General features: G+C 69.6%; 23 protein-coding genes and 1 tRNA gene. 9 read left to right on the forward strand and 15 right to left on the reverse strand.

Annotation, left to right across the window (positions count from 1 at the left end):
- Nucleotides 1-4: 4 nt before the first annotated feature.
- Complete coding sequence (gene bioD / locus ACILRB_RS10280; RefSeq protein WP_395666204.1) at nt 5-676, forward strand: dethiobiotin synthase; 672 nt, start codon at nt 5-7, stop codon at nt 674-676.
- Here bioD and ACILRB_RS10285 read toward each other — a convergent pair.
- The 6 genes from ACILRB_RS10285 to msrP all read right to left on the reverse strand — a co-directional run bounded on the left by ACILRB_RS10285 (nt 669) and on the right by msrP (nt 6,754).
- On the reverse strand, nt 669-1,421 hold the full coding sequence (locus tag ACILRB_RS10285; protein WP_395666205.1) for an ABC transporter permease: 753 nt from the start codon (nt 1,419-1,421) through the stop codon (nt 669-671). The two genes, bioD and ACILRB_RS10285, sit on opposite strands and share 8 nt — an antisense overlap.
- On the reverse strand, nt 1,418-2,350 hold the full coding sequence (locus ACILRB_RS10290; protein WP_395666206.1) for an ABC transporter ATP-binding protein: 933 nt from the start codon (nt 2,348-2,350) through the stop codon (nt 1,418-1,420). Before ACILRB_RS10290 ends, ACILRB_RS10285 begins: the two co-directional genes overlap by 4 nt.
- Nucleotides 2,347-3,504 carry an ABC transporter permease gene (locus ACILRB_RS10295; protein ID WP_395666207.1) on the reverse strand — a complete coding sequence of 386 codons (1,158 nt, stop codon included), beginning with the start codon at nt 3,502-3,504 and terminating at the stop codon, nt 2,347-2,349. Before ACILRB_RS10295 ends, ACILRB_RS10290 begins: the two co-directional genes overlap by 4 nt.
- A complete protein-coding gene (locus tag ACILRB_RS10300; protein ID WP_395666208.1) occupies nt 3,501-4,427 on the reverse strand; it encodes a glycine betaine ABC transporter substrate-binding protein in 927 nt (308 codons plus the stop codon). The genes ACILRB_RS10295 and ACILRB_RS10300 overlap by 4 nt, the downstream gene beginning before the upstream one ends.
- Complete coding sequence (locus ACILRB_RS10305; protein WP_395666209.1) at nt 4,424-5,539, reverse strand: ATP-dependent RecD-like DNA helicase; 1,116 nt, start codon at nt 5,537-5,539, stop codon at nt 4,424-4,426. Before ACILRB_RS10305 ends, ACILRB_RS10300 begins: the two co-directional genes overlap by 4 nt.
- Before the next feature lie 225 nt (nt 5,540-5,764).
- Nucleotides 5,765-6,754: a protein-methionine-sulfoxide reductase catalytic subunit MsrP gene (gene msrP, locus ACILRB_RS10310; RefSeq protein WP_395666210.1), complete on the reverse strand. Its 990-nt coding sequence runs from the start codon at nt 6,752-6,754 to the stop codon at nt 5,765-5,767.
- A 232-nt stretch (nt 6,755-6,986) separates the two neighbouring features.
- Here msrP and rpmG point away from each other — a divergent pair, with 232 nt between their 5' ends.
- Nucleotides 6,987-7,154 carry a 50S ribosomal protein L33 gene (rpmG, locus tag ACILRB_RS10315; protein WP_395666211.1) on the forward strand — a complete coding sequence of 56 codons (168 nt, stop codon included), beginning with the start codon at nt 6,987-6,989 and terminating at the stop codon, nt 7,152-7,154.
- A 269-nt stretch (nt 7,155-7,423) separates the two neighbouring features.
- Nucleotides 7,424-7,497 (forward strand) — tRNA-Gly (locus tag ACILRB_RS10320).
- 233 nt (nt 7,498-7,730) lie between these two features.
- On the opposite strand, the gene ACILRB_RS10325 is transcribed toward ACILRB_RS10320, so the two are convergent.
- Genes ACILRB_RS10325 through ACILRB_RS10335 form a run of 3 tightly spaced genes read right to left on the reverse strand, consistent with a single transcriptional unit; the run spans nt 7,731 to nt 9,671 of the window.
- The gene (locus ACILRB_RS10325) at nt 7,731-8,444 is read right to left on the reverse strand and encodes a TetR/AcrR family transcriptional regulator (RefSeq protein WP_395666212.1); all 714 of its coding nucleotides are present in this window, start codon (nt 8,442-8,444) and stop codon (nt 7,731-7,733) included.
- 38 nt (nt 8,445-8,482) lie between these two features.
- Nucleotides 8,483-9,118: an NrsF family protein gene (locus tag ACILRB_RS10330; RefSeq protein ID WP_395666213.1), complete on the reverse strand. Its 636-nt coding sequence runs from the start codon at nt 9,116-9,118 to the stop codon at nt 8,483-8,485.
- The gene (locus ACILRB_RS10335; protein ID WP_395666214.1) at nt 9,108-9,671 is read right to left on the reverse strand and encodes a sigma-70 family RNA polymerase sigma factor; all 564 of its coding nucleotides are present in this window, start codon (nt 9,669-9,671) and stop codon (nt 9,108-9,110) included. The genes ACILRB_RS10330 and ACILRB_RS10335 overlap by 11 nt, the downstream gene beginning before the upstream one ends.
- Before the next feature lie 282 nt (nt 9,672-9,953).
- On the opposite strand from ACILRB_RS10335, the gene ACILRB_RS10340 reads away from it, so the two are divergent.
- The 5 genes from ACILRB_RS10340 (at nt 9,954) to ACILRB_RS10360 (ending at nt 13,351) form a co-directional block, all read left to right on the forward strand.
- Nucleotides 9,954-10,259, forward strand: a complete 306-nt coding sequence (locus ACILRB_RS10340; protein WP_395666215.1) for a DUF2282 domain-containing protein — start codon at nt 9,954-9,956, stop codon at nt 10,257-10,259.
- A 46-nt stretch (nt 10,260-10,305) separates the two neighbouring features.
- A complete protein-coding gene (locus ACILRB_RS10345) occupies nt 10,306-11,229 on the forward strand; it encodes a DUF692 domain-containing protein (RefSeq protein ID WP_395666216.1) in 924 nt (307 codons plus the stop codon).
- Nucleotides 11,219-12,019, forward strand: coding sequence for a DNA-binding domain-containing protein (locus tag ACILRB_RS10350; RefSeq protein WP_395666217.1), 801 nt, complete (start codon nt 11,219-11,221; stop codon nt 12,017-12,019). Before ACILRB_RS10345 ends, ACILRB_RS10350 begins: the two co-directional genes overlap by 11 nt.
- On the forward strand, nt 12,016-12,561 hold the full coding sequence (locus tag ACILRB_RS10355; protein ID WP_395666218.1) for a DoxX family protein: 546 nt from the start codon (nt 12,016-12,018) through the stop codon (nt 12,559-12,561). Before ACILRB_RS10350 ends, ACILRB_RS10355 begins: the two co-directional genes overlap by 4 nt.
- A 364-nt stretch (nt 12,562-12,925) precedes the next feature.
- Entirely contained in the window at nt 12,926-13,351 is a 426-nt protein-coding gene (locus tag ACILRB_RS10360; protein ID WP_395666219.1) for a MarR family winged helix-turn-helix transcriptional regulator, read from the forward strand.
- A 144-nt stretch (nt 13,352-13,495) separates the two neighbouring features.
- Here the strand turns inward: ACILRB_RS10360 and ACILRB_RS10365 are convergent, their stop codons facing one another.
- The 5 genes from ACILRB_RS10365 to ACILRB_RS10385 all read right to left on the reverse strand — a co-directional run bounded on the left by ACILRB_RS10365 (nt 13,496) and on the right by ACILRB_RS10385 (nt 18,908).
- Complete coding sequence (locus tag ACILRB_RS10365) at nt 13,496-14,128, reverse strand: GFA family protein (RefSeq protein WP_395666220.1); 633 nt, start codon at nt 14,126-14,128, stop codon at nt 13,496-13,498.
- Nucleotides 14,043-15,326, reverse strand: coding sequence for a beta-ketoacyl-ACP synthase II (gene fabF, locus ACILRB_RS10370; RefSeq protein ID WP_395666221.1), 1,284 nt, complete (start codon nt 15,324-15,326; stop codon nt 14,043-14,045). Before fabF ends, ACILRB_RS10365 begins: the two co-directional genes overlap by 86 nt.
- Nucleotides 15,327-15,335: 9 nt before the next feature.
- A complete protein-coding gene (locus ACILRB_RS10375) occupies nt 15,336-16,214 on the reverse strand; it encodes an alpha/beta fold hydrolase (protein WP_395666222.1) in 879 nt (292 codons plus the stop codon).
- A 617-nt stretch (nt 16,215-16,831) separates the two neighbouring features.
- The gene (locus ACILRB_RS10380; RefSeq protein WP_395666223.1) at nt 16,832-17,659 is read right to left on the reverse strand and encodes a TIGR04325 family methyltransferase; all 828 of its coding nucleotides are present in this window, start codon (nt 17,657-17,659) and stop codon (nt 16,832-16,834) included.
- A 235-nt stretch (nt 17,660-17,894) separates the two neighbouring features.
- A complete protein-coding gene (locus ACILRB_RS10385; RefSeq protein ID WP_395666224.1) occupies nt 17,895-18,908 on the reverse strand; it encodes an alpha/beta fold hydrolase in 1,014 nt (337 codons plus the stop codon).
- A gap of 227 nt (nt 18,909-19,135) precedes the next feature.
- Here ACILRB_RS10385 and ACILRB_RS10390 point away from each other — a divergent pair, with 227 nt between their 5' ends.
- A complete protein-coding gene (locus ACILRB_RS10390) occupies nt 19,136-19,615 on the forward strand; it encodes an Hsp20 family protein (RefSeq protein ID WP_395666225.1) in 480 nt (159 codons plus the stop codon).
- Nucleotides 19,616-19,731: 116 nt separating this feature from the next.
- Here ACILRB_RS10390 and ACILRB_RS10395 read toward each other — a convergent pair whose 3' ends face one another.
- Nucleotides 19,732-20,805, reverse strand: a complete 1,074-nt coding sequence (locus ACILRB_RS10395; protein ID WP_395666226.1) for a threonine aldolase family protein — start codon at nt 20,803-20,805, stop codon at nt 19,732-19,734.
- Nucleotides 20,806-21,357 lie beyond the last annotated feature (552 nt).

Raw genomic sequence — 21,357 nt, forward strand, 5'->3', positions numbered from 1 at the left:
GGCGATGCCGGCCTATTTCGTCACGGGCTCGGGCACGGACGTCGGCAAGACTTTTGTCGCCGCCGCGCTGCTTCTTGCGCTGCGCGCGCAGGGGCGCGACTGCGCGGCGCTGAAGCCCGTCGTCAGCGGCTTCGACCCGGAGCGGCCCGAAGGCGGCGATCCGGCCGTGCTGCTCGAAGCGCTCGGACGCCCCGTCACGCCCGAGACGCTCGCCGCCATGTCGCCCTGGCGCTTCAGGGCGCCGCTCTCGCCCGACAGGGCGGCGCGGCTCGAGGGGCGGGCCATCGACTTCGACGCGCTCGCGCGGCTGTGCCGGCGCGCCGCCGCGACCGCGTCCGGCGTCCTGCTGATCGAGGGCGCGGGCGGCGTCATGGTCCCGCTTTCCGACGCCCGCACCACGCTCGACCTCATGACCGCGCTGCGCCTGCCGCTGATCTTCGTCGCCGGCTCCTATCTCGGCGCGATCAGCCATGCGCTGACGGGACTCGAGGCGGCGCGCTCGCGCGGGCTCGCCGTGCGCGCCGTCGTCGTCAACGAAGGCGCCGGCGCGAGCGTCGGGCTCGAAGCCTGCGCCGAGGCGATCGGGCGTTTTTCTTCGGCGCCGCTCGCGCTGCTGCGCCGCCAGACGCTGGCGGACGCGGCCGCGGCGCTGGCGGCGCTGGCGCGCGTCATATGACGCGCGCGCGGACGACAGCCTCCGCCGCGGCGAAGGCGCGGTCGAAGAAAACCGCGAGCAGCGCGACGAGCAGCGCGCCCTGCAGCACATAGGCCGGATTCTGCGCGGCGAGCCCCTCGACGATGGGCGAGCCGAGCGACAGCGCGCCGACCGTCGAGCCGATCGCCGCCGTGCCGACGTTGACGATGAAAGCGGCGCGCAGCCCCGCCACGATGAAGGGCGCGGCGAGCGGAAGCTCGACCCGCAGCAACAGGCCGCGCGGCGAGAAGCCGAGCGCCTGCGCCGCCTCGCGCGCCGCGGCCGGAACGCTCGCGAGCCCCGTCAGCGCGCCTTCGAGAATGGGCAGAACGGCGTAGAGGCCGAGCGCCGCGAGCGTCGGCGCGGCGCCATAGCCGAGCATGGGCACGGCGAGCGCGAGGACGGCGACGGGCGGCACCACCTGCCCCGCCGCCGCGGCCGCGCCAAGGAGCGGCGCGAAGTCGCGGCCGAAGCGCCGCGTCGCGACGACGGCGAGGCCGACGCCCGCGAGCGCCGCCGCGCCCGTCGAGACGACGACAAGCTCGACATGCGCGAGGGCGAGCGCGAAAAAGCTCGCGCGCGTATAGACCGGGCGCGCGAGATCGGGAAAGAGCGCGTGGAACAGCGGCGCGCTCCACGGCAGGCCGGCGAGCGCGAGGCCAAGCAGCGCCGCGGCGCGCAGCGCCGGACGGCGCAGTCCCGCGCGACAGAGGTCGGCCGCCGTCATGGGCGCGGGCCCGCCGCGACGTCGGACAGAAGGATTTCGCCGCAGGGCGCGCCAAACTCGTCGGCCACGGGCAAGACCGTGACATGACGTGCGATCATCATGTCGAGCGCCTCGCGCAGGCTCGCGTCCTTGCGCAGGGCCGGGCCCGGGACGCCGCGAAACGGCCGCAGCCGGTCGGCGACGGGGATGAGATCGAGAAGACGCTGCGGCCGGCGCTCGACGTCGAGAAAGTCCGCGACGAAGGCGTCGGCCGGGCGCGACAGCATGTCGGCCGGCGCCGCCGACTGAACGAGCCGGCCGGCGTTCAGGACGGCGATCTGCGTCGCGAGGCTCGTCGCCTCGTCGACGTCATGGGTGACGAAGACGATCGTCTTGCCGCCGTCGCGGCGAAGCCGGCGCGTCTCGGCCTGGAGCGCGGCGCGGCTTACGGGATCGAGCGCCGAGAACGGCTCGTCCATGAGCAGCAGGTCCGGGTCGGCCGCGAGCGCGCGCGCGACGCCGACGCGCTGCTGCTGGCCGCCGGACAATTCGCGCGGACGCCGCGACAGCAGCGCCTCGTCGACGCCAAGCGCGGCGCAGACCTCGTCGATCCGCGCGGCGACGCGCGCGCGGCTCCAGCCGAGAAGGCGCGGCGTCGCCGCGATGTTGTCGCGCACGCTCCAGTGCGGAAAAAGCCCGACCGACTGGATGCAATAGCCGATCGAGCGGCGCAGCGCGACCGGATCGAGCCGCGCGACGTCGGCCCCGCGCAGGAGAACGCGGCCCTGGTCGGGCTCGACCATGACGTTGATCATGCGAAGCAGCGTGGACTTGCCGCAGCCGGACGGCCCGAGCAGCGCGCAGAACGCGCCTTCGGCGATCTCGAACGAGACGCCGTCGAGCGCGCGCGTCGCGCCGAAGCTCTTGCCGACGTTCTCGAAGCGGATCAAAGCCGCCCCCGCGCGGCGGCGATCGCGGCGGCGAAGCCCGCGTCGACCGCAAGCGCCAGTCCGACGACGGGCAGCGCGCCGAGAAGGACGAGATCGGGCGCGTAGCGTCCGATCCCCTCGAAAATGAACACGCCGAGCCCGCCCGCGCCGATGAGCGCGGCGACGGCGGCGAGGCCGATCGCCTGCGCCGAGGCGACGCGCAGCGCCGAGATCAGCGCCGGCGCGGCGAGCGGCAGTTCGACCGAGGCCAGCAGGGACCGCGCGCCGAAGCCAAGCCCCCGGCCCGCCTCCTTCACGTCGGCGGCGACCCCTTCGAGCGCCACGACGAACCCGCGCGTCAGCGGCCCCAGCGCGTAAAGCGTGAGCGCGATCAGCGCAGGCGTCGCGCCGACGCCCGCGACGCCCCATTCTGCGAGTTTTGGAAATCGCGCGGCGAGCGCGGTCAGGGGCGCGATCAGCGCGCCGAACAGCGCGAGCGAAGGAAGGGTCTGGAGCACGCCGAGCGTCTGGAACAGCGCGTCGCGGGCGGCGGGGCGGCGCAGCGCGAGCGCCGCAAGGCCGACGCTCGCCACGGCGGCCGCGCCGACGCTCGCGCCGGCGAGCGCCATATGCGTCGAAAGCGCGGACCAGAATTCGGCGCGCCGCTGCATGTAGGCCTGAGCCAGCGCGAGCCGGTCGCGCGCGCCGAGCGCGGCGAGCGCGCAGGCGCCAAGGGCGAGCGCCGCCCAGACGGCCGCGCCAGCGGGGCGCGGCGGCCGAAGCCGCCGCAGCGCGGTCGAGACGCCCGCGAGCGCGGCGCAAAGCATGATCCAGAAGGCTGGCCCGAGCGAGGTTCGCGCCGCGGGCTTCGCGCCCTCGGCGAGACGCGCCGCGAACGCTCCGGCCGCCGCGAGGCAGGCGAGCGCGAGCGCGAGGCCGACGGCGAGCGCCGCCCGCGAGCGGACGCGTTCGTCTTTGACGAAGGCGAGCGCGCCCATCAGCGCGACCAGCGTCATGACCAGCGCCCCATATGGCCCCGGCGCTTCCGCGAGCGACAGGCCGACCCCGTCGGCGACGCGGTTCGGCGCATGGACGACGAAGCCGCCGAACGCGCCGCCGAGGGCGGCCGCGAGCGCAAGGACGAACAGCGGGCGGTCACGCGGCGGGGCGCTCACGGGGCGCCGCGCCGCGCCATGTGGCCGCGCGCCACGGCGGCCGGGTCTTCGCCGTCGACGGCGACGCGCGCGTTGAGCGCGCGCAGGGTCTCGACGTCGAGGCCCGCAAACAGCGGGGCGAGCGCCGCCCGCGCCGCGGGCCAGGCTTCGAGCGTCGCGGCGCGCAGGACGGGCGCCGGCGCATAGACCGGCTGCGAGCGCAGCGGATCCTCGAGCGCGACGAGGCCGAGCGCGTCGAGCGCGCCGTCGGTGCGATAGGCCATGGCCGCGTCGACGCCGGAGATCGCGTCGGCGGCGGCCTTCATCGTCGCGATCGTCTCGCCGCCCGAAAGCACGAGCAGCTGGTCAGCGCCCAGCCTGAAGCCATAGGCGGCCTCGAAGGCCGGCAGGCCCGCCGGACTTTCGACGAATTCCGCCGACGCCGCGAGCCGCGCGCGACCCCCCGCCGCGACGCGCCGCGCGAAATCGGCGAGCGACGTCAGGCCGTGGCGGCGCGCCGGCGCGCGCGGAACGGCGATGATCCAGCTGTTGTCGGCGGGCGCGGGCGACAGCCACACGAGGCCGTTGCGGGCGAGATCGAGCGCCGCGGCCCGCTCATAGCCTTTCGCCGCGTCGCGCCAGACGGGATCGCCCTCCTGCTGAAAGAACGTCGCGGCGTTGCCGGTGTATTCCACGCAGACGTCGATCGCGCCGGCGAGCAGCGCCTGGCGCACGAGGCTGGTCGGGCCGAGCCGCAGCCGGTCGATCACGGGGACGCCGGCCTCACGCAGGGCGAGCAGGACCATGGCGCCGAGCAGCGCGCTCTCAAGATCGAGCTTCGAGCCGACGGCGACCGGCGCCGGCGCAGCCGCCTGCGCCCCGGCGGCGAAGCCGGTCGCAAGGCCGGCGAGGACCAGGCGCCGCGAAGGCCGCGCGCCCGTCATATGACCACCGTCAGGCGTTCGGCGGCGCGCGTCACCCCGGTGTAGAGCCAGCGGCTGCGGTGCTCGCGAAAGGCGCCGCTTTCGTCGAACAGGGTCACGTCGGGCCATTGCGACCCCTGCGCCTTGTGCACGGTCAGGGCGTAGCCATAGTCGAATTCGTCGGACTCCCGTCGCTGCTGAGGCGTCAGGCTGTCTTCGGTCCCCTGAAAGAATTCGGGCGCCACGGACACCCGCAGCGGCTTGCGCGCCGGCTCGTCGTCGGGCGCCACATGCAGCGTCAGCTTCTTCCTGCGCATGGCGCCGACAGTCCTGACCGTCCAGACGCCGCCGTTCAGGAGGCCCTTGGAGCTGTCGTTGCGCAGACACACCAGCCGGTCGCCGGCTTCGGGCAGATCGGACGAAAAGCCGAAAAGCTCGCGCAGGCGCCTGTTGTAGGCCCGGCGCGTGCGGTTGACGCCGACGAGCACCTGATCGCTCGCCGTGACGGCCGCGGCGTCGATCTTGTCGCGCGTGACGACTTTCGCCTCGCCATAATCGCCGGGCGTGAGACGCCCGCCGTCGCGCGCCAGCATGGACAGGCGGATGATCGGATTGTCGGCCGCCTGACGGTGGATTTCCGTCAGCATCACGTCGGGCTCGGCCTCGGTGAAGAAGCCGCCGCCGCGCACCGGCGGCAGCTGCGCGGGATCGCCCAGCACGAGCACGGGCCTGCCGAAGGACAGAAGGTCGCGGCCGAGCGCCTCGTCGACCATGGAGCATTCGTCGACGACGACGAGGCTCGCCGCGGCGAGCGCGGAGTCCTCGTTGAGGACGAAAGTCGGCGCCTCGGTCTCGACCTCGCTTTCGCGCGGGCGGTAGATGAGGCTGTGGATCGTCCGCGCGCCGCGGCAGCCGCGCGAACGCAGCATGAGCGCGGCCTTGCCGGTGAAGGCCGCAAACAGCGTCTCGCCGTCGACGTCCTCGGCAATGCGGCGCGCGAGCGTCGTCTTGCCGGCGCCGGCGTAGCCGAACAGCCGGAACACCTGCGCCTCGCGACGGGTCTCCCATTCGCGCCGCGAAAGCCAGGCCGAGACCTCCTTCAGCGCGCGGTCCTGCTGCGGCGAGAAGCTCACGCCGCGCGCTCCGCCGCGGGCTTCAGGGCGAACGGCCGCGCCAGGGCGCGTCCTCTTATGGGCCGCGCGCGCTTTTCGGGCGCAGGGCGGCGCTCTCGGGCGGTCCGCCGCCGCGCCGTTCGTCTGTCCTGTCTCGCCATCTTCGCCGCGTCGCCTTGTCTGAACCTCATGCGCCAAAATGCGCGAAGGCGCGGGCGTGGGTCAAACGAAGACGCCCGAGGGCCGTCACATATAAAGCCGGTCGTTCGGCAGGCCGGCGTAAAGATCGGCGACGAATTCGCCATAGCCGTTGAAAAGCAGCGTCTTGCGTCGCTCGCCGGTTCCAAGGACCTCCTCGGTCGCCTGACTCCAGCGCGGATGCGGGACCGCGGGGTTCACATTGGCCCAGAAGCCGTATTCGGCGGGCTGCAACCCCTCCCAGAAAGTCTTGGGCCGCTCGGACGCAAAGGAGATTCGCCTGATCGACTTGATCGACTTGAAGCCATATTTCCACGGCGTCGCAAGGCGCAGCGGCGCGCCGTGCTGCCTGGCGAGCGGCTCGCCATAGGCGCCCGTGACCAGAAAGGCGAGATCGTTTGCGGCCTCGGCCATGGTCAGCCCCTCCCGATAGGGCCACGGGTAGAACGGCGCGGCCTGGCCCGGCGCGATCGAACGGTCGAGAAAGGTTTCAAAGACGACATATTTTGCGGACGACAGCGGCTTCGCCATGTCGACGAGACGTTTCAGCGGAAAGCCGGTCCAGGGCACGGCCATCGACCACGCCTCGACGCAGCGGTGGCGGTAAAGGCGCTCCTCGAGCGCCCCGGCGCGGATCAGATCGTCGATCCCGATCTCGCGCGGGGCCTCGACGAGCCCGTCGACCCTGAGCGTCCACGGCCGCGTGCGTAGCGCCTGAACCGGGACCGACACGTCCTTCGTCATGCCGAACTCGTAGAAATTATTGTAATGCGCGTTGATCTCCTGCGGCGTGACCGGGCGGTCGAGCCGGTAGGCTTCGTTGCGGCGCGCCGGATAAAGATCGCGCGTGGGATCAGGGGCGGCCGGCTCGGGCTTCGGCGTGTCGCCGCCGAACCAGAACGCCATGGCGGGCGGGGCCGCGAGCGCGGCCGCGGCGCCAAGGCCCGTGGCGAGCGCGGCGCGACGGCTCAGGAAAAGCGCCTTCGGCGTCGCCTCCCGCTCGTCGATCTCCCAGCCTTTGCGACGATGATAGAACATGACGGCCTCTCTCGGGCGCTGCGATGTCGACTATACGTTTCGGGCGCCGCGTTTGCTTCGCGGCGCCGATCACGAGATTGCGAGGCGGCTTTGCGCCGCAGGCTTCGGCGAAGCCTGAGGCGTCGTCTTGACTTTGGAGCGGCGAGCCTTATGGTCGCGCGCTCAAAGTTCTCGTCGCCCCCTGCGCTCTCAGGCGCGGGACGGGTCGATATGTCTTTAAAGGACCGTCCCGATGGCCAAGGCCGCAATGCTCAAGATCAAGCTCCTGTCCACGGCGGACACGGGCTATTTCTATGTGACCAAGAAGAACGCGCGCACCAAGACCGAGAAGCTGAGCTTCCGCAAATATGACCCGGTCGTGCGCAAGCATGTGGAATTCAAGGAAACCAAGATCAAGTAAAGGCGCCATCCTCTAAAGGCGCCCTGCTCGCCTGACGGCGCGCGGACGCAGGCGGGCGCGCCGGCTCAGGACGCCGGGGCGGCCCGCGAGGGTCGGCGGCCGCGAGACGGGCCGCCACTGGCCCTTCAGGGGCCGCCACGCCCGGTTGCGGCTCAGCAGCTTCAGTTCGGGCTTCGCGCTTGCGCCACGGCGCGAACTTCGGCACAATGACGCGGCCTCGACTAGACAAGTCTCTGGTTTGATTGAGGTTACAGGCGTGTCAGCGCCTTGCGGGCGTAGTTCAATGGTAGAACGGAAGCTTCCCAAGCTTCATACGAGGGTTCGATTCCCTTCGCCCGCTCCAAAACTTCCGCGATAAAACAGGAAATTGGCCGCCCGGCCGCCTGGGCGCGCCTCGCGCGCTCCGTTTCGCGCGTGAAGCGTCGCGCGGGGGCGCCGGCCTTTGTATCGCCTTGGTCAGGCCGCGGCTCGGCCGATCTCGACCATCGGCGAAAGACCTCGCACACCCTCCTGCGGACAGCGACCGGGTCTCTTTCGCCGCGATCTCGTGGCTGCGGCGCGCGAAGGGCCGGCGCCTCATGCCGCTCCGAGCACGGACGCGGCCCTGGCTTTCCGGCCCCTTCCGGGTTTTGCGCCTTCGGGTCGCGGCTTACGAACCGCCGCTGCGCTCCGGTCGTCCGCCTCGACCCACTCAGGTCCATCGCCGCCAGCGTCGCCGAGCAGCGCCAGCGCCGGCCGGACCACGCCTTCCAATAGCGGACGCTCCGGTCTGACGCGCGCCAGCACCCGAACCCCGAGCAGGACGCCGAGCAGATGCTTCGACAGGTCCTCGGCCGGCACGCGGGCGGAGATCGTCCCGTCTTTCTGTCCTTCGCGGACGCATTTCAGGAAGAACGCCTCGAGGCGCTGGAGCACCGCGCTGACCGCCTCGCGAAAACCGGCGTCGTGCGGGGCGGCGTCAAGGGCGGCGTTGACCAGCATGCAGCCCTTCTGCTCAGGGTCGCCGGCCGACCGCCTGACGATCTCCTCGAAGAAGGCGGCGATCGCACGGCGCGGCGGCAGGACTTCGCAACGGCGCATCCGGTCGGCCACGCTGACCTCGACATAGTGATCGAGCGCGCGCCGATAGATCGAGCGCTTGTCGCCGAAGGCGTTATAGAGGCTCGCGCCGGCGACGCCCGTCCTTTCGATCAGATCGCGCATGGAGGTGGCCTCAAAGCCCTGGCTCCAGAAGCAGGCGACCGCGGCGTCGAGCGCCGCCGTCTCGTCGAACTCGCGTGGCCTCGCCATCTTTGGACCTCACCTCCTTGAGGCGGCCGGCGCGCGCCTCACCATCTCAACACTTTCCGGCCGATCAGATAGCCCGCCGCGGTCACCATCAAAATCGCGATCGTGTACCAGGTCACGACGAACAGCGGGCTGTCGTCATTGCAGTTGGCCGCATAAAAGGTCGCGCCGACGCCGCTCGCCGCAAGGCCGGCCGCCGCGCCCGCGAGGCCCGGGTTCGACGGCGCGCCCTTGCGCAGGACCGCGAGCAGACAGATCAGCGGCCCCGCCGCCAGCAGCGGGATCAGCGTCAGGCAGAACCGCGCATTATGACCGACAAGGCTCGGCGCCCAAAGGCTCCGCGGCAGCGTGAGCAGCTCGGCGCCGGCTCCGGCGAGCGCCAGCAGCGGAACGATCGCAAGCGCCGTCATGCGCGGGCCGACCGGCTCTCCAGGACGGCCAAGGCCGATCATGGCGCGAACGGCGGTCGCGGCCAGCGCAATCGTCACGACGAACTTGAACAGGAAGCGCACGCTCTCCATCGCTTGCGCGATGTCCGCGCGGACGCCGACGAGCGCGAAGAAGAGCGCGGCGGCGACAGCGACGCTCGCGGCGACCCCGATCGTCGCCAGCGAGCGAAACCGCCACGGCGGCGCGGAATCCGCCGCGAGCGACCTGATGAAATCGTCAGTTTTCACACGCCCCGCCTCTGTACAGGGCGCCGAGCGCCTTCAGCGCGCGATGCAGGGCGACCCGCACGGCCGTTTCCGTCATCTGCAGGCGTCCGGCCGTCTCCCGGATGCTGTCGCCGTTGATCGATATCGATTGAACGATCTCCCTTTGCCGCGTCTTCAGCCGAGCGAGCAGCTTACCGATGTCCCGACCGGAAATCTCGGTCGTCGGTTCTTCCGCGGCCAAAGTCTCGACGACGTCGTCGATCGGCACGCTGGCGTGCCGGCCGCGGCGCCTCAGCACGTCGATCAGCTTGTTGCGCGCGATCGCCGAGACCCAGGGCCCGATGGGGCGCGTCTCGTCCCATGTTCCGCGCTTGAGGTGGATCGCGAGAAGCGCTTCCTGCACGACATCCTCCGCGTCGCTCTCCGACGCGCCAAAACTCCGGCAACGAGAGCGCGCCACCGCCCGGACATGCGGCGCGACGGAGGTCAGGAACTGACGATAGGCGACCGCGTCTCCGCCCATCGCCGCGCGCATCCACCTCGCCCACTCTGCTTCCCGGGCCGATTTGGTCATCCGCAAGTCCATACGCAAGGAGCGGCTGCTTTGTTACGGCGGCGTGGCGTTCGCCGCCCTGCGCTTTCTCGCTTCATCGACGCGCGCCCTCTCCGGTCCGGCCAGTTCTAGAACAGTTGTTACAGAACAAGCGCGCGGATTTCCAGACCGCCGCGACATTTCCATGCCGGCGACAGACGCCGTCGAGGCAGAAAAATCGACCGGGCTGTAACACGCCGCGCCGGCGCTCCGTAATGCCGTCGTGACCGATGCCGGCACGCGTGCAATTCCTGGAGACGCAATATGTCCGTAAAGAAACTTGTCAGCTCGGCGGCGCTCGCCGGCGCCCTGTCCAGCGCCCTCGCCTCGATGGCTGGCGCCGCGCCGCTGACCAAGGCCGAAGCCTCCGCCGCCCTCGCCGCGCACAAGGAGAAATGCTTCGGCGTGGCCCTCAAGGGCCAGAATGATTGCGCGGCCGGCCCGGGCACGACCTGCCAGGGCACTTCGACCGTCGATTTCCAGGGCGACGCCTGGAAGTTTGTGCAGGGCGGAACCTGCGGTTCGATCGTCCTGCCGAACGGCAAGCACGGCTCCCTGAAGGCCATGTGATCGCGTCTGTCGCGCAACCGACAGAAGGCCGGGAGGCGGAGCCGTCATGATCCACACATCCGACATCGCCGCGGCCACCGCGGACCACGCGCTCCGCTTCCCGGCCGACGCTCTCGCCGGCCGGGCCGGCGCCAGCTTCAAGCATCAACACCTCGCGGCGATCCTCGCCGACGGCAAGCCCACAGGCTTCTTCGAGGTCCACGCCGAAAACTACATGGGCGACGGCGGCCATCCGCATCGCGCCCTGGAGACGATCCGGCGCGACAACCCGGTGTCGCTGCACGGCGTCTGCATGTCGATCGGCGGGCCCCAACCGCTCGACACGGCGCATCTCGCGCGCTTCAGGGCGCTTGTCGAGCGCTACGAGCCCGCGCTCGTCTCCGAGCATCTGGCCTGGTCGACGCATGGGACGACCTTCTTCAACGATTTGCTGCCGCTCCCCTACACGCCGGCGACGCTCGATCGCGTCTGCGAACATATCGCCCGGGTTCAGGAGGCGATCCGCCGGCCGATGCTTCTTGAAAATCCCTCGACCTATGTCGCCTTCCGGGACTCGACGATGAGCGAGACCGACTTCATCCGCGCCATCGCCCGCCGCACCGGCTGCGGCCTGCTTCTCGACGTCAACAACGTCTTCGTTTCGGCGACGAACCATGGCTATTCGGCGCTCGACTATCTCGCCGACTTCCCGCTCGCGCACGTCGGCGAGATTCATCTGGCCGGCCACGCCGGGCAGTTCGACGACGAAGGCGACCTGTTGCTGATCGACAGCCATGACGCGCCGGTCGCCGACGCGGTGTGGAAGCTCTACGAGACCGTCGTCGCGCGCGCCGGCCCGATCCCGACGCTCATCGAATGGGACGGCGACATTCCCGACTGGCCGGGGCTGAAAGCCGAAGCCGCCGCCGCCCAGGCGATCCTTGACCGCAAGCTGCGCCAGGTCGACGCGGAGCGGCGCCATGTGGCCTGAACGCGCGCCGCAGCCAGAAAGCCGCCCGAGCTTCGCGGCCGCCTTCGCTCCGGCCCTGACCGATCCCGCACGCGCGACGCCCGAGATCGTCACGGGGCCGAACGGCAAGGCGGCGGTCAGGCGCTACAACGTCTACCGCAACAACGTGACCGTCAGCCTCATCGAGGCGCTCGCCGCGATCTATCCGGCGGTCCGGCGCGTCACCGGCGCGGAGTTCTTCCGGGCCATGGCCCGCTTCCACATTCAGGAGACGCCGCCCACGTCGCCGCTGCTGTTCCAGTATGGCCACGATTTTCCGGCGTTCATCGACCGCTATGAACATGCGCGGCCGACGCCGTGGCTCGGCGACGCCGCCCGCGTCGAACGGGCCTGGCTCGACGCCTATCATGCCGCCGACGCCGACCCGCTCCCGGCAAGCACGCTCGCCGCCGCGCCGCCAGACAGCCTCGCCGGGATCAGGCTCGAACCCCACCCGGCGACGCGCCTCGTCCGGTCCCGCTATGCGGCCGTCAGCATCTTCGCCGCCAACCGCGGTTCGGCGCCCTTCGGCGTGATCGACGCGAGCGTGAGCGAGGACGCGCTGGTCACGCGGCCCGACGTCGACGTGTCCGTCCGCCGTCTTCCGCCGGGCGGCGCGGTCTTCCTTTCCGCGCTGATCGCCGGCGAGCCGCTCGGAAACGCGGCGGCCGAGGGCCTCGCCGAGACGGAGACGTTCGACATCGGCGCGGCGATCGCGGGAATGCTCGAAGCCGGCGCCTTCACAGCCTTCAAGACGGGAGACGCATCATGACCACCGATCAGCGCACGGCCTCCGGCGCCCTTGTCCCGACCCTCGCCGACCTTGTCGAAAGGGCGCTCCTGCTGGTCCGCCGGATCGCGCCCGCCGATTTCGTCCAGCTCGTCGCGCGGGTCGCGCTCGCCGTGCCGTTCTGGCGCTCGGGCGTTCTCAAATGGGACGGCTTTCTACAGGTCAACGACACGGCCGTGACCTTGTTCAGCGACGAGTTCATGTTGCATCTGCCGGGCGGCCCCTATCCGTTTCCCGCGCCGGCCGCCTTCGCGTTCCTGTCGGGCTCGGGCGAAATCGTCTTTCCGATCCTGCTCGTGCTCGGCCTCGGCGCGCGTTTCGCCGCGCTCGGCCTTCTGGTCATGACGCTGATCGTGGAGCTGACCGTGCCCGAGGGATGGCCGATCCACCTGACCTGGGCCGCGATGGCGCTCGGCGTCATGGCCTGGGGCCCCGGCGCAGTCTCGCTTGACGCGCTCATTGACCGGTTCTGGCGCGACGATCGCCGCGACCGCGAACAAGGCGGTCAAACCAGACTGAAATGAGCGGAGGCGCGATGCGCCCGAACAGACGCGTTCGACGCGCCGCCGCCGTCGTGGCGCCCGAGCGCGCAGGCCGGCCCATCGCGCATTGGTCCGTTCAGGGGAAAAGATCGCGCCGTCAAACCCGCGGTCAAACAGCTGGCGCGTTCATATCCAGGCGCTGGACATCAGCCGCAATTGCTTCCATATATGGGCATATACGAACAAAATGCGCATGAAAGTCCGCCGTGGCGCAGTTCATGTCGCGTCACGGATACGGTCGCCGACACATTTTGGATAGTGAAGCACGTCCATATCAAGCGCCTGTTTGCACTACCGATGTCATGGAGCCGGGAGACGTCTGCGAGTACCCCGAAGGGGAGTGGAAATGACCGTGTTTTGCAACTGCTACGCCTTGCGCCAGGCGAGCCGCCACGTCACACAGTTCTACGATCATGCTCTGGCGCCTTCCACATTGCGGGCGACGCAATACACGATGCTCTCCGAGATCGACAAACGTGGCCCGATCTCGCTATTGCCGCTGGCCGAACACATGGTGATGGACCGCGCCACGCTTGGCCACAATCTTCGCCTTCTTGAGACGAACGGTTACATTACGCTGAAGACCGGCGATGACCGCCGCAGCCGCGAGGTCAGCCTGACCAAGGCCGGGCGCAGGGCGCTTGCGGAAGCCGAACCGCTTTGGCGGCGGGCGCAGGACGCCTTCGAGGCCGCGATCGGCCCGGACCAGGCGGCTAAATTGCGCGAGGCGCTGGGGCGGGCGGCCGCGGCGGACTTCACTCTTCGCCCCTGATCTCCAGCGCCTCCCCGCCGATCGCCGCAGGCGCTGTTGGCGACGTGCGCGATCGAGCCGGCCGAAGGCCGGTCCGACGCGCGCTCTCGGGATCGGGCGAAGAACACATGGCGGGGCCACGGCGTGGGCGATCTGCGCTGGAGGCTACATCGCTCCCAGGATGAGCCTCACAATGGCCATCTGGCTCGGGAGATAGCCCGTATGCTTCGGGGCGTCGTCAATGGCTTCGGCTACATGGCGCTCGTAGAAAATATCGGCGCCGACCGCCGGCAACTGCTCAGGGCGCTCGAAGGTCATGGCTGGAATAAACAATACCTTGAGCGGCCCTGCGCTCCACGTCTCGACGAAGGCCTGACCGCAATTCCGGCAGCGTCCTCGTCTCAGGTTCGGGGGCGGAAACCTGAACCGCTTGAACATTCTGAAATCGAGCGAACGCCCGTCCTCGAGAACGGCATGCGAGGCGCTGATGATCGCCACGTCTGAATAGGCGCTCTCCGTGAAAGCCTGGCAGATCGTGCAATGACACCGGAGCCGTGTCTTGGGGACATGCGTGGTTTCAACCGCGCAGCTCCCGCATTTGCACGCGGCGCGCATAACAGGATGGGTTTGTCCGCTCACAACCGTCTTCCGCTGATCGTTCGATTGGTGGTCGGGTTTTCTCCGTACGGAACCCTGTCCATCGGCTAGGGCGTCAGGGCGCCGCAGGCGCGTCGTTCCAGCGACGAAAAATGACGCTGGCGTTGACCCCGCCAAAGCCGAAGCCGTTGGACATCGCATAGTCGGTCGCAAGTCGCCGCGGCTCGTTTGCGACGATATCGACGCCCACGCTTTCAGGATCGGGCGTCTCCAGGTTGAGCGTTGGCGGCGCCAACTGGTCCCTGAGCGCGAGGATCGCAAACACGGCTTCGAGGCCTCCCGCCGCTCCAAGCAGATGCCCGGTCGCTGATTTCGTCGCGCTAACCGCGATTTGCCCCCGATCGCCGAACACGCTCTTGATGGCGGCAAGCTCCCCCTTGTCGCCTGTCGGCGTGGACGTCGCGTGCGCGTTCAAATGGCGAATATCGCTCGGCTGAAGGCTCGCCTGGGCGACGGCGATTTCCATGGCTCTTCGAGCTCCGTCGCCGTCGTCGGGTCCCGACGTGATATGATGAGCGTCAGCCGTCGTGCCGTAGCCTACGATTTCGGCTATCGGAACGGCGCCGCGCGCAAGCGCATGGTCGAGCGCCTCGACCACCAGCATGCCAGCGCCTTCGCCCATGACGAAACCGTCGCGCGCCGCATCGAACGGGCGGGAGGCGCGAGAAGGATTGTCGTTGAAACCGGTCGAAAGCGCGCGCGCCGCGGCGAAGCTCCCCAGGGCGACCTCATTGACGCAGGCTTCCGTCCCGCCACAGACCGCGATGTCCGCCTCGCCCCAGCGAATCAGGCGGGCGGCGTCGCCGATCGCCTGAACGCCGGCGGCGCATGCCGTGACCGGCGCCCCTATCGCGCCCTTGAGGCCGTGGCGGATCGAGACGTGCCCGGCGGCGAGGTTCGCCAGAAACGACGGCACGGTGAATGGCGAGAGGCGTCGCGCGCCGCGCCGATCCACCGTGCGGACCGCCTCGGTGATCGCCGGAAAGCCGCCGATCCCCGACGCTATGATGGTGGCGGCGCGCAGCCGTTCGCTCTCCGATTTCGCGACCCAGCCGGCCTGTCCGAGCGCCTCGCCGGCTGCGGCGAGCGCGAAGAGGATGAACCGATCGACTTTTCGCTGGTCCTTCGGGGGAACGACGAGATCCGGGTCGAATCCCGCCTCCGGATCTTCCTCCAGCGAGGGGACGACGCCGCCGACTTTCCCGGGCAGCTGGCCCGCCATCGCCTCGGGAAGACGCCGAAGCCCGGATCGTCCCGCGAGCAGCCTCGACCAGGACGCCCCGACGTTGGCGGCAAGGGGGCTCACCGCCCCCATGCCCGTTACGACCACACGTCTCATTGTCGCCCCTCAATATGGCGCGGTCACGGAGTCGGACGCCAGGAACGCCGTCGCCTGCCGGGCGAATTCGTCATGAAACTGGAACAGCGACCCGTGGCCGGAATCCGGATAGGTCAGGAGAACGGCGTTCGGAAGATGAGCGCTCAACCAATAGGAATTGGCGACGGGGATCATCTCGTCCTTGACGCCGTTGACCACCAGCGTCGGATGCGTGAGGCCGGCCAGATCGGCGAAACGCTCGCCCTTGACCTGCTCCCATTCACGGAACGCCGCCATCTGGGCCTCGATCACGTCGGCGCCCGACGCCGGCTCGCGATCGGCTTGACGCAGCATCAAACGGTCAATGAACGCCGCGCCCGCCGCCTGGCTCGCCGCGCTCGGGGTGAAGAAAATCTTCTGCAGGATCTGGTAGCCTTGCAGATTCGGGTTTGCGAAATGCGCCGCGAGGCTCGGCTTGTCCAGATGCATGATGTCCTCGCCGCCCCTCGGCGCTGTGCCCACAAGGATCATGCGCCGGAAGATCAATGGGCGTGCAAGCGCCATCTCCTGAGCCACCATGCCGCCGAGCGAAAAACCCAGGACGTCGCAGGAGCCAACTCCCAATCCGTCGAGGAAAGCCAGCGCATGCCCGGCCATGCCGGCGATCGTCGTCGGCGTCTTGCCTGAAGACCGTCCAACGCCGGCGTTCTCGAACAGGATGACGTCGTGGTTTTCGGCGAGCGCATCCGTCAACGCCGGGTCCCAATTGTCGAGCGTTCCGGTGAAATGCTGCAAAAGGAGCAATGGCGACCCGCCGCCGGAGCCGAAGCGCCTGTAAGCGTAACGTGAGCCGTCGACCTCCAGGAACCGGGTCGCTGCGCGGATGCTGGCTTGGGACGTCTTGGTCATTGCAGATATCCTTGAATGATGGTCGCTTACCGCGCTCGCCGGTGAACCCGGGCAGGCGTCGTCCCATCCCCCAGCGTCGTTCAATCTCGTCATCGGCCTGGACGTCGCCCGCCTTCACGAGATATATGCGTATATAAGACCATATTCAAGGGCCGTCGTCCGCCGCTGACGGCCAGGCCAGGCTGACCGGCCATGCATGGCGTTGAACGCGCGTCGTGCTTTCGCTGTGAACATGGCCGCCGCCGGTCAGGTCTTGAACGGGCTTCCATCGGCCCCGGCCGCCTCAGGGGCTTTGCCCGACGCGCGGCGCAAAACGGGGCGTTCGCGCGGCGGAAGCCCCGCAGAGATCCCATGTCCAGGACCTCATGTCTGGCCGATGATCGCGGACGACCGGCCGCCTTTGCGCCGACCCCGGGACCGTCGCCGCGCGGCGCGCGCCTCGCCCGCCCGGCGTCAGGGCTTACAGGCGCAGGAAGGCCGTGAGCGGCTGTTCTACAGACCCGAAAACCTGGAGCGGGCTCCGGTCAGACTGGACGAAGTCCGTCAAAGCCCGCTCAACCACTTAAGTCCAGATTGACTTCCCGGCGGCCGAACGCGCCCAGCCGGACGGGTTCGCCTCACCCTTGCGGACCATCTTCGCGCTCGAAATAGAACCCTGCGAAAACAGGCACGTGGCGTTCCGGGTAGAAGGGAATCGCGCAGTCGAGCTCATGCACCTCCCAGCGGTCGCGCAGGACATAGCCCTCCCGCGCGAAAAACCCCAAAACCTCGTCCTCGCCAAACACCCTGTAGGGCGACACGCCGACCGAGAAATTCTGCAGCGTCCAGAAGGGCTCGCCCTTTGTCACGGGCAGCTTGTTGATCAGCACATGCCTCGGCTTTGCGGCGAGCTTGCCAAACAACGTCGGCAGATCGTCGCGGACATACTGGATGGCGCCGGCCGTATGCAGCACGTCGGCCGGCGGCGCGCTTTCGAGCGCGGTCATGAATTCGATCGGCGCGCTCTCCTGGCGGGCGATGTTCACGCCGGCGGCGGCGATTTCCGGCACCTCGACCACGATCCAGCGCGCCCCTTCGGGCAGCGCGAAGATGCGCCTGTAGGCATAATAGAGGAGGCCGACGCTGCCGCCGAAATCGACCACGGTCGACGTCTCGCGCAGGAGCTTCGAGAGCCACATCATGGGCGGATAGGTCCATTGGCTCTTGTAGGCGATGTTGCCCGTCCAGAGGCCGGCGGCGGCGGCGCTGTCCCAGCCGCGCCGCTCGGGCGCGACCTGCGCTTCGGCGTCGTCATAGGAGGCGTAGACGCCGCAGAAGAGGCCCGGATGATCGCGGCGGTTCAGCGCGTAGCGCTTGTAGAGCGGCCGCGCGAAAGGCAGCCGGGCGAAAAGCCCGCCGATTTCGCTCGCGCCGAGGGCGGTCTTGAACACGCGCTGCAATGACATGGGCATGGCGTCCGTAATGGCCGGTCGCGCCGCAACGGCAATTGGGCCTTGCGCGCGGCCGCGAATGAAATCGCTTGTAGTAAAGTCGCCTCGCCGCTGACTTAAGGCCAGCCGAGGCCTTTAATTCAATTCATCAGGACTTCAATGCATCAGGCGCCGCCGCGGAACGCCGGGCGGGCTTCAATGCCTGCATATATACAAAACGCCGCGCCGGGGCGCAACGTGACCGACGGCGTCAGGACCCGAGCGCGACGGGCGCGCCCCCGCCCGCCGCCGCGGCGGCGTCAGGCGCGCGCGCGCCCTGAGCCGGAGCGCCCGGAATGAAGGCGTCGAAGGCGGCCCAGAACTGGGCGCGGATGGGGTCGCGCTCCATCAGGATCTCATGGCGGGCGCCGCGCAGCGTGACGCAGCGCCCGGCCTTCATCCGCGCCGCGAAGGTTTCGATCGCGGGCGTGTCGACGACGCGGTCGTCGCCGGCCGCGACGATCAGGAAGGGCTCGAAGATCTCGCGCGCGAAGTCCGGATTTTCAAAGCGCCACATCAGCCTGAAGGCGGCGTCGACCCAGCCGACCGTGGGCGCGCCGACGGCGATCTCGGGCGACGCGGCGACAAGGCGCCCCATGCGGGCGTAGCGACCCGGGTCCGAGGTGATGGGATTGCCGGCGAACGGCTTCAGCGGATAGGGTTTTGGCCCGCCGGCGCCGGGCGCGAAGGCCTTGGCGAGGCCCGAGACGCACAGGCTTCGGGCGAGGCCGCGCAGCGCCCGCGCATAACGCAGCCGGCACAGGTCGATCATCGGCGCGGTGGTCGCGACGCGCTCGAAAAAGCAGCGGCCGGCGTGGGCCGCGTCGAGCAGGATCGCGCCGCCCATGGAATGGGCGAGGGCGTAGAAGGGCCGGCGCGCGTAAGGCTCGAGCGCCTCGACGCGCAGCGCCTCGAGGTCGCGCTGATAGGCCGAAAAATCATCGATGTGGCCCTTGGCCGGATGGTCCGCCTGCCGCGTCGAGCCGCCCTGCCCGCGCCAGTCCATGACGACCACGTCGAAGCCGCGCCCCAGCAGCTCGGCGACGACCTCGTAATATTTCTCGATGAATTCGCCGCGCCCCGGCAGCACGCAGACGGTGCCGGCGCAGCCCTCCTGCGTGCGCCAGGCGGCGACGCGCAGCGTCGCCTTGTCGGCCGCGCGGATGCGCCCGACGCTCATGCCCGGCGGACGCAGGCCCGGATCGTCATACCGCTCGGCGCTCATCCTCGTGCTCCCTGGTCTGCCCGGCGCGTCCCGAAGTCAGGCGCGCGAAACCCGCAAGAATTCTTGAAACGACGCTGTTTCAGCCCCTTGCACGGCGCGGCCTCCAGCCTACATGCATCATGCGCGGGCCGCATGACGGACGCGCGAAGGAGCCGGGGCGCCCGCAGGACCGGGCGCGCCGCACCGCTTCAGGAACGTGTCGCTTCATCATTGGAGGATATGAAAACATGCGCCAGTTCGATCTCGCTCCCCTCTACCGCTCCACCGTCGGCTTCGACCGGCTGTTCAACATGCTGGACCAGGCCGCGGGCTATGACGCCGCGCCGAGCTATCCGCCCTATGACATCGAGCGGACCGGCGAGGACTCCTACCGCATCTCCATCGCCGTCGCCGGCTTCGCCGAAAAGGATCTTTCGGTCGAAACGCGCGAGAACACGCTGAGCGTGCGCGGTTCGCGCGGCGCGCAGGTCGAGGAGGACGGCCCCAAGGCCGAAGTGCTCTATCGCGGCATCGCCTCGCGCGCGTTCGAGCGCCGCTTCCAGCTCGCCGAGCACGTCCATGTGACCAGCGCGAGCCTTGAGAACGGGCTCCTGCACATTGATCTCGTGCGCGAGATTCCCGAGGCGCGCAAGCCCCGCCAGATTCCGATCGGCGGCGAAAGCGCCGGCGCCGCGCCGCAGGTCGTGTCGTCCCAGCGCGCGGCCTGACGCGTCCCGCCGCGCGCGGGCTTTGGTGAGGCTCGCGCGCGGCGGCCGGGCGGCCGGGCGAAGGCGCCTTTTCAAGGCGCCTTTTCGCGCCGCGTCAGATGTGCGTCCGCAAGAATTCAGGAGCCCTCAGGCTGCGCGGCGGCGTCCCTGACGAGACTGAGCAGCGCGTCCACCTCCGGCTCCGTCGTGGCGAAGGAGGTCACGAATCTGGCGAACACCTCGTCCGCGCGCCGGCCTTCGCCATAGTCGCGGTCGGACCAGTCGTAATAGCGCGCGCCCGCGGCCCGCAAGCCTGCGTCGACGCGGGCCGGCAGGAGCGCGAACACTTCGTTCGCCTGTCGCGGCCAGGGAAGGTTGAGTCTGGCCGCGGCGAGCCCGTCATGAAGCCGCGCGGCGCGCGCGTTCGCGGCATGGGCGTTGTCGAGCCAGTGGCCGTCCTCGAGATAGGCGAGCATCTGCGCGCCGAGAAAGCGGCCCTTGGAGAGCGTGTGGCCCGAGCGCTTGCGCTGGAACGGCAGCGTCGTCGCCCGCGCGGGGTCGAAGACGAGCACGGCTTCGCAGGCGAGCGCGCCGTTCTTGGTCGCGCCGAAGGACAGGATGTCGACGCCGGCCCGCCAGCTCATGTCGGCCGGCGAAACGCCAAGCTCGACGAGCGCGTTGGCGAAGCGCGCGCCGTCCATATGCACGCCCAGTCCGGCGGCGTGGGCCATGCCGGCGAGGCGGGCGATCTCGTCGGGGTCATAGGCGGTGCCGGCCTCGGTCGCCTGCGACAGCGACAGCGCCGCGGGCTGCGCCTGTTTGACCGGGCCGCGCGGAAAGGCCTTGAGCGTCGCGGCCAGCGCCTGCGGCGCGATCTTGCCGGCCCCGCCCGCGACGCCGACGAGCTTGGCCCCGGCGGTGAACATCTCAGGCGCCCCGCATTCGTCTTCGGCGACATGCGCATTGACGTGGCAAAATGCGGCGCCGAACGACGGGCACAGCGCGCCGAGCGCCAGCGCGTTGGCGGCCGTGCCGGTGGCGACGAGAAACATCGAGAGGCGCGTCTCGAAGACGTCCTCGAGACGGCGATGGGCGCGCTCGGTCCAGGCGTCCTCGCCATAGGCCGGCGCCGTGCCGAGATTGGCTCCGCGCAGGGCGTCGAGGATCGGCGCGCTGACGCCCGCGGCGTTGTCGCTGGCGAAATCGAGCATGAGGAGGTCCGTTTCTGAGCGGCCGCGCGACGTGCGCGGCGAATGGCGCGCGACTCGCACAAAGTGGCGCGCGACTTGCTAAGCGTGGCGCGAAGGCCGGTCGTCGCGACGCCGGCGAACCGGTCCGAAGTCCTCCTCCCGCCCCGCCGCGAAATCTAGAACGGCTCTTGTTAACGCGCTATAAATGGCTTAATTTTTTGCTCCGGATAGGACAGCGATGCTGACGTGTTTGCGGGGCGGCCCAGTCCGCGCAGGCGCTTATGCCCGCGCCCGCTTCGGTCTCGCGCCCGCCCGGGCGCGCCACGGCCCGGGGCGGGCTCCCTTGAGGGACCGCCCGCCGCGGACGGATCGTCGCCTCCCTTTTCCGGACGTTTCCCGGCGGACGCCCCGCCCCCGCGGCGCGACATCCTGAGGCGGCCGCTTCAGGCTTCGCCCGCGAGCGCCCCCCAGGCGCGGACGGGCAAAACCAAGACGACGCAGGACCGGCCTGCGCGAAGGAGACGAATGAGGGCGGAGACGAATTCTTCGCCGGCCGCGGCCTCCGCCGCGCGT

The organism is Methylocella sp., from assembly GCF_044226135.1.
Taxonomy (GTDB): Bacteria; Pseudomonadota; Alphaproteobacteria; order Rhizobiales; family Beijerinckiaceae; genus Methylocapsa.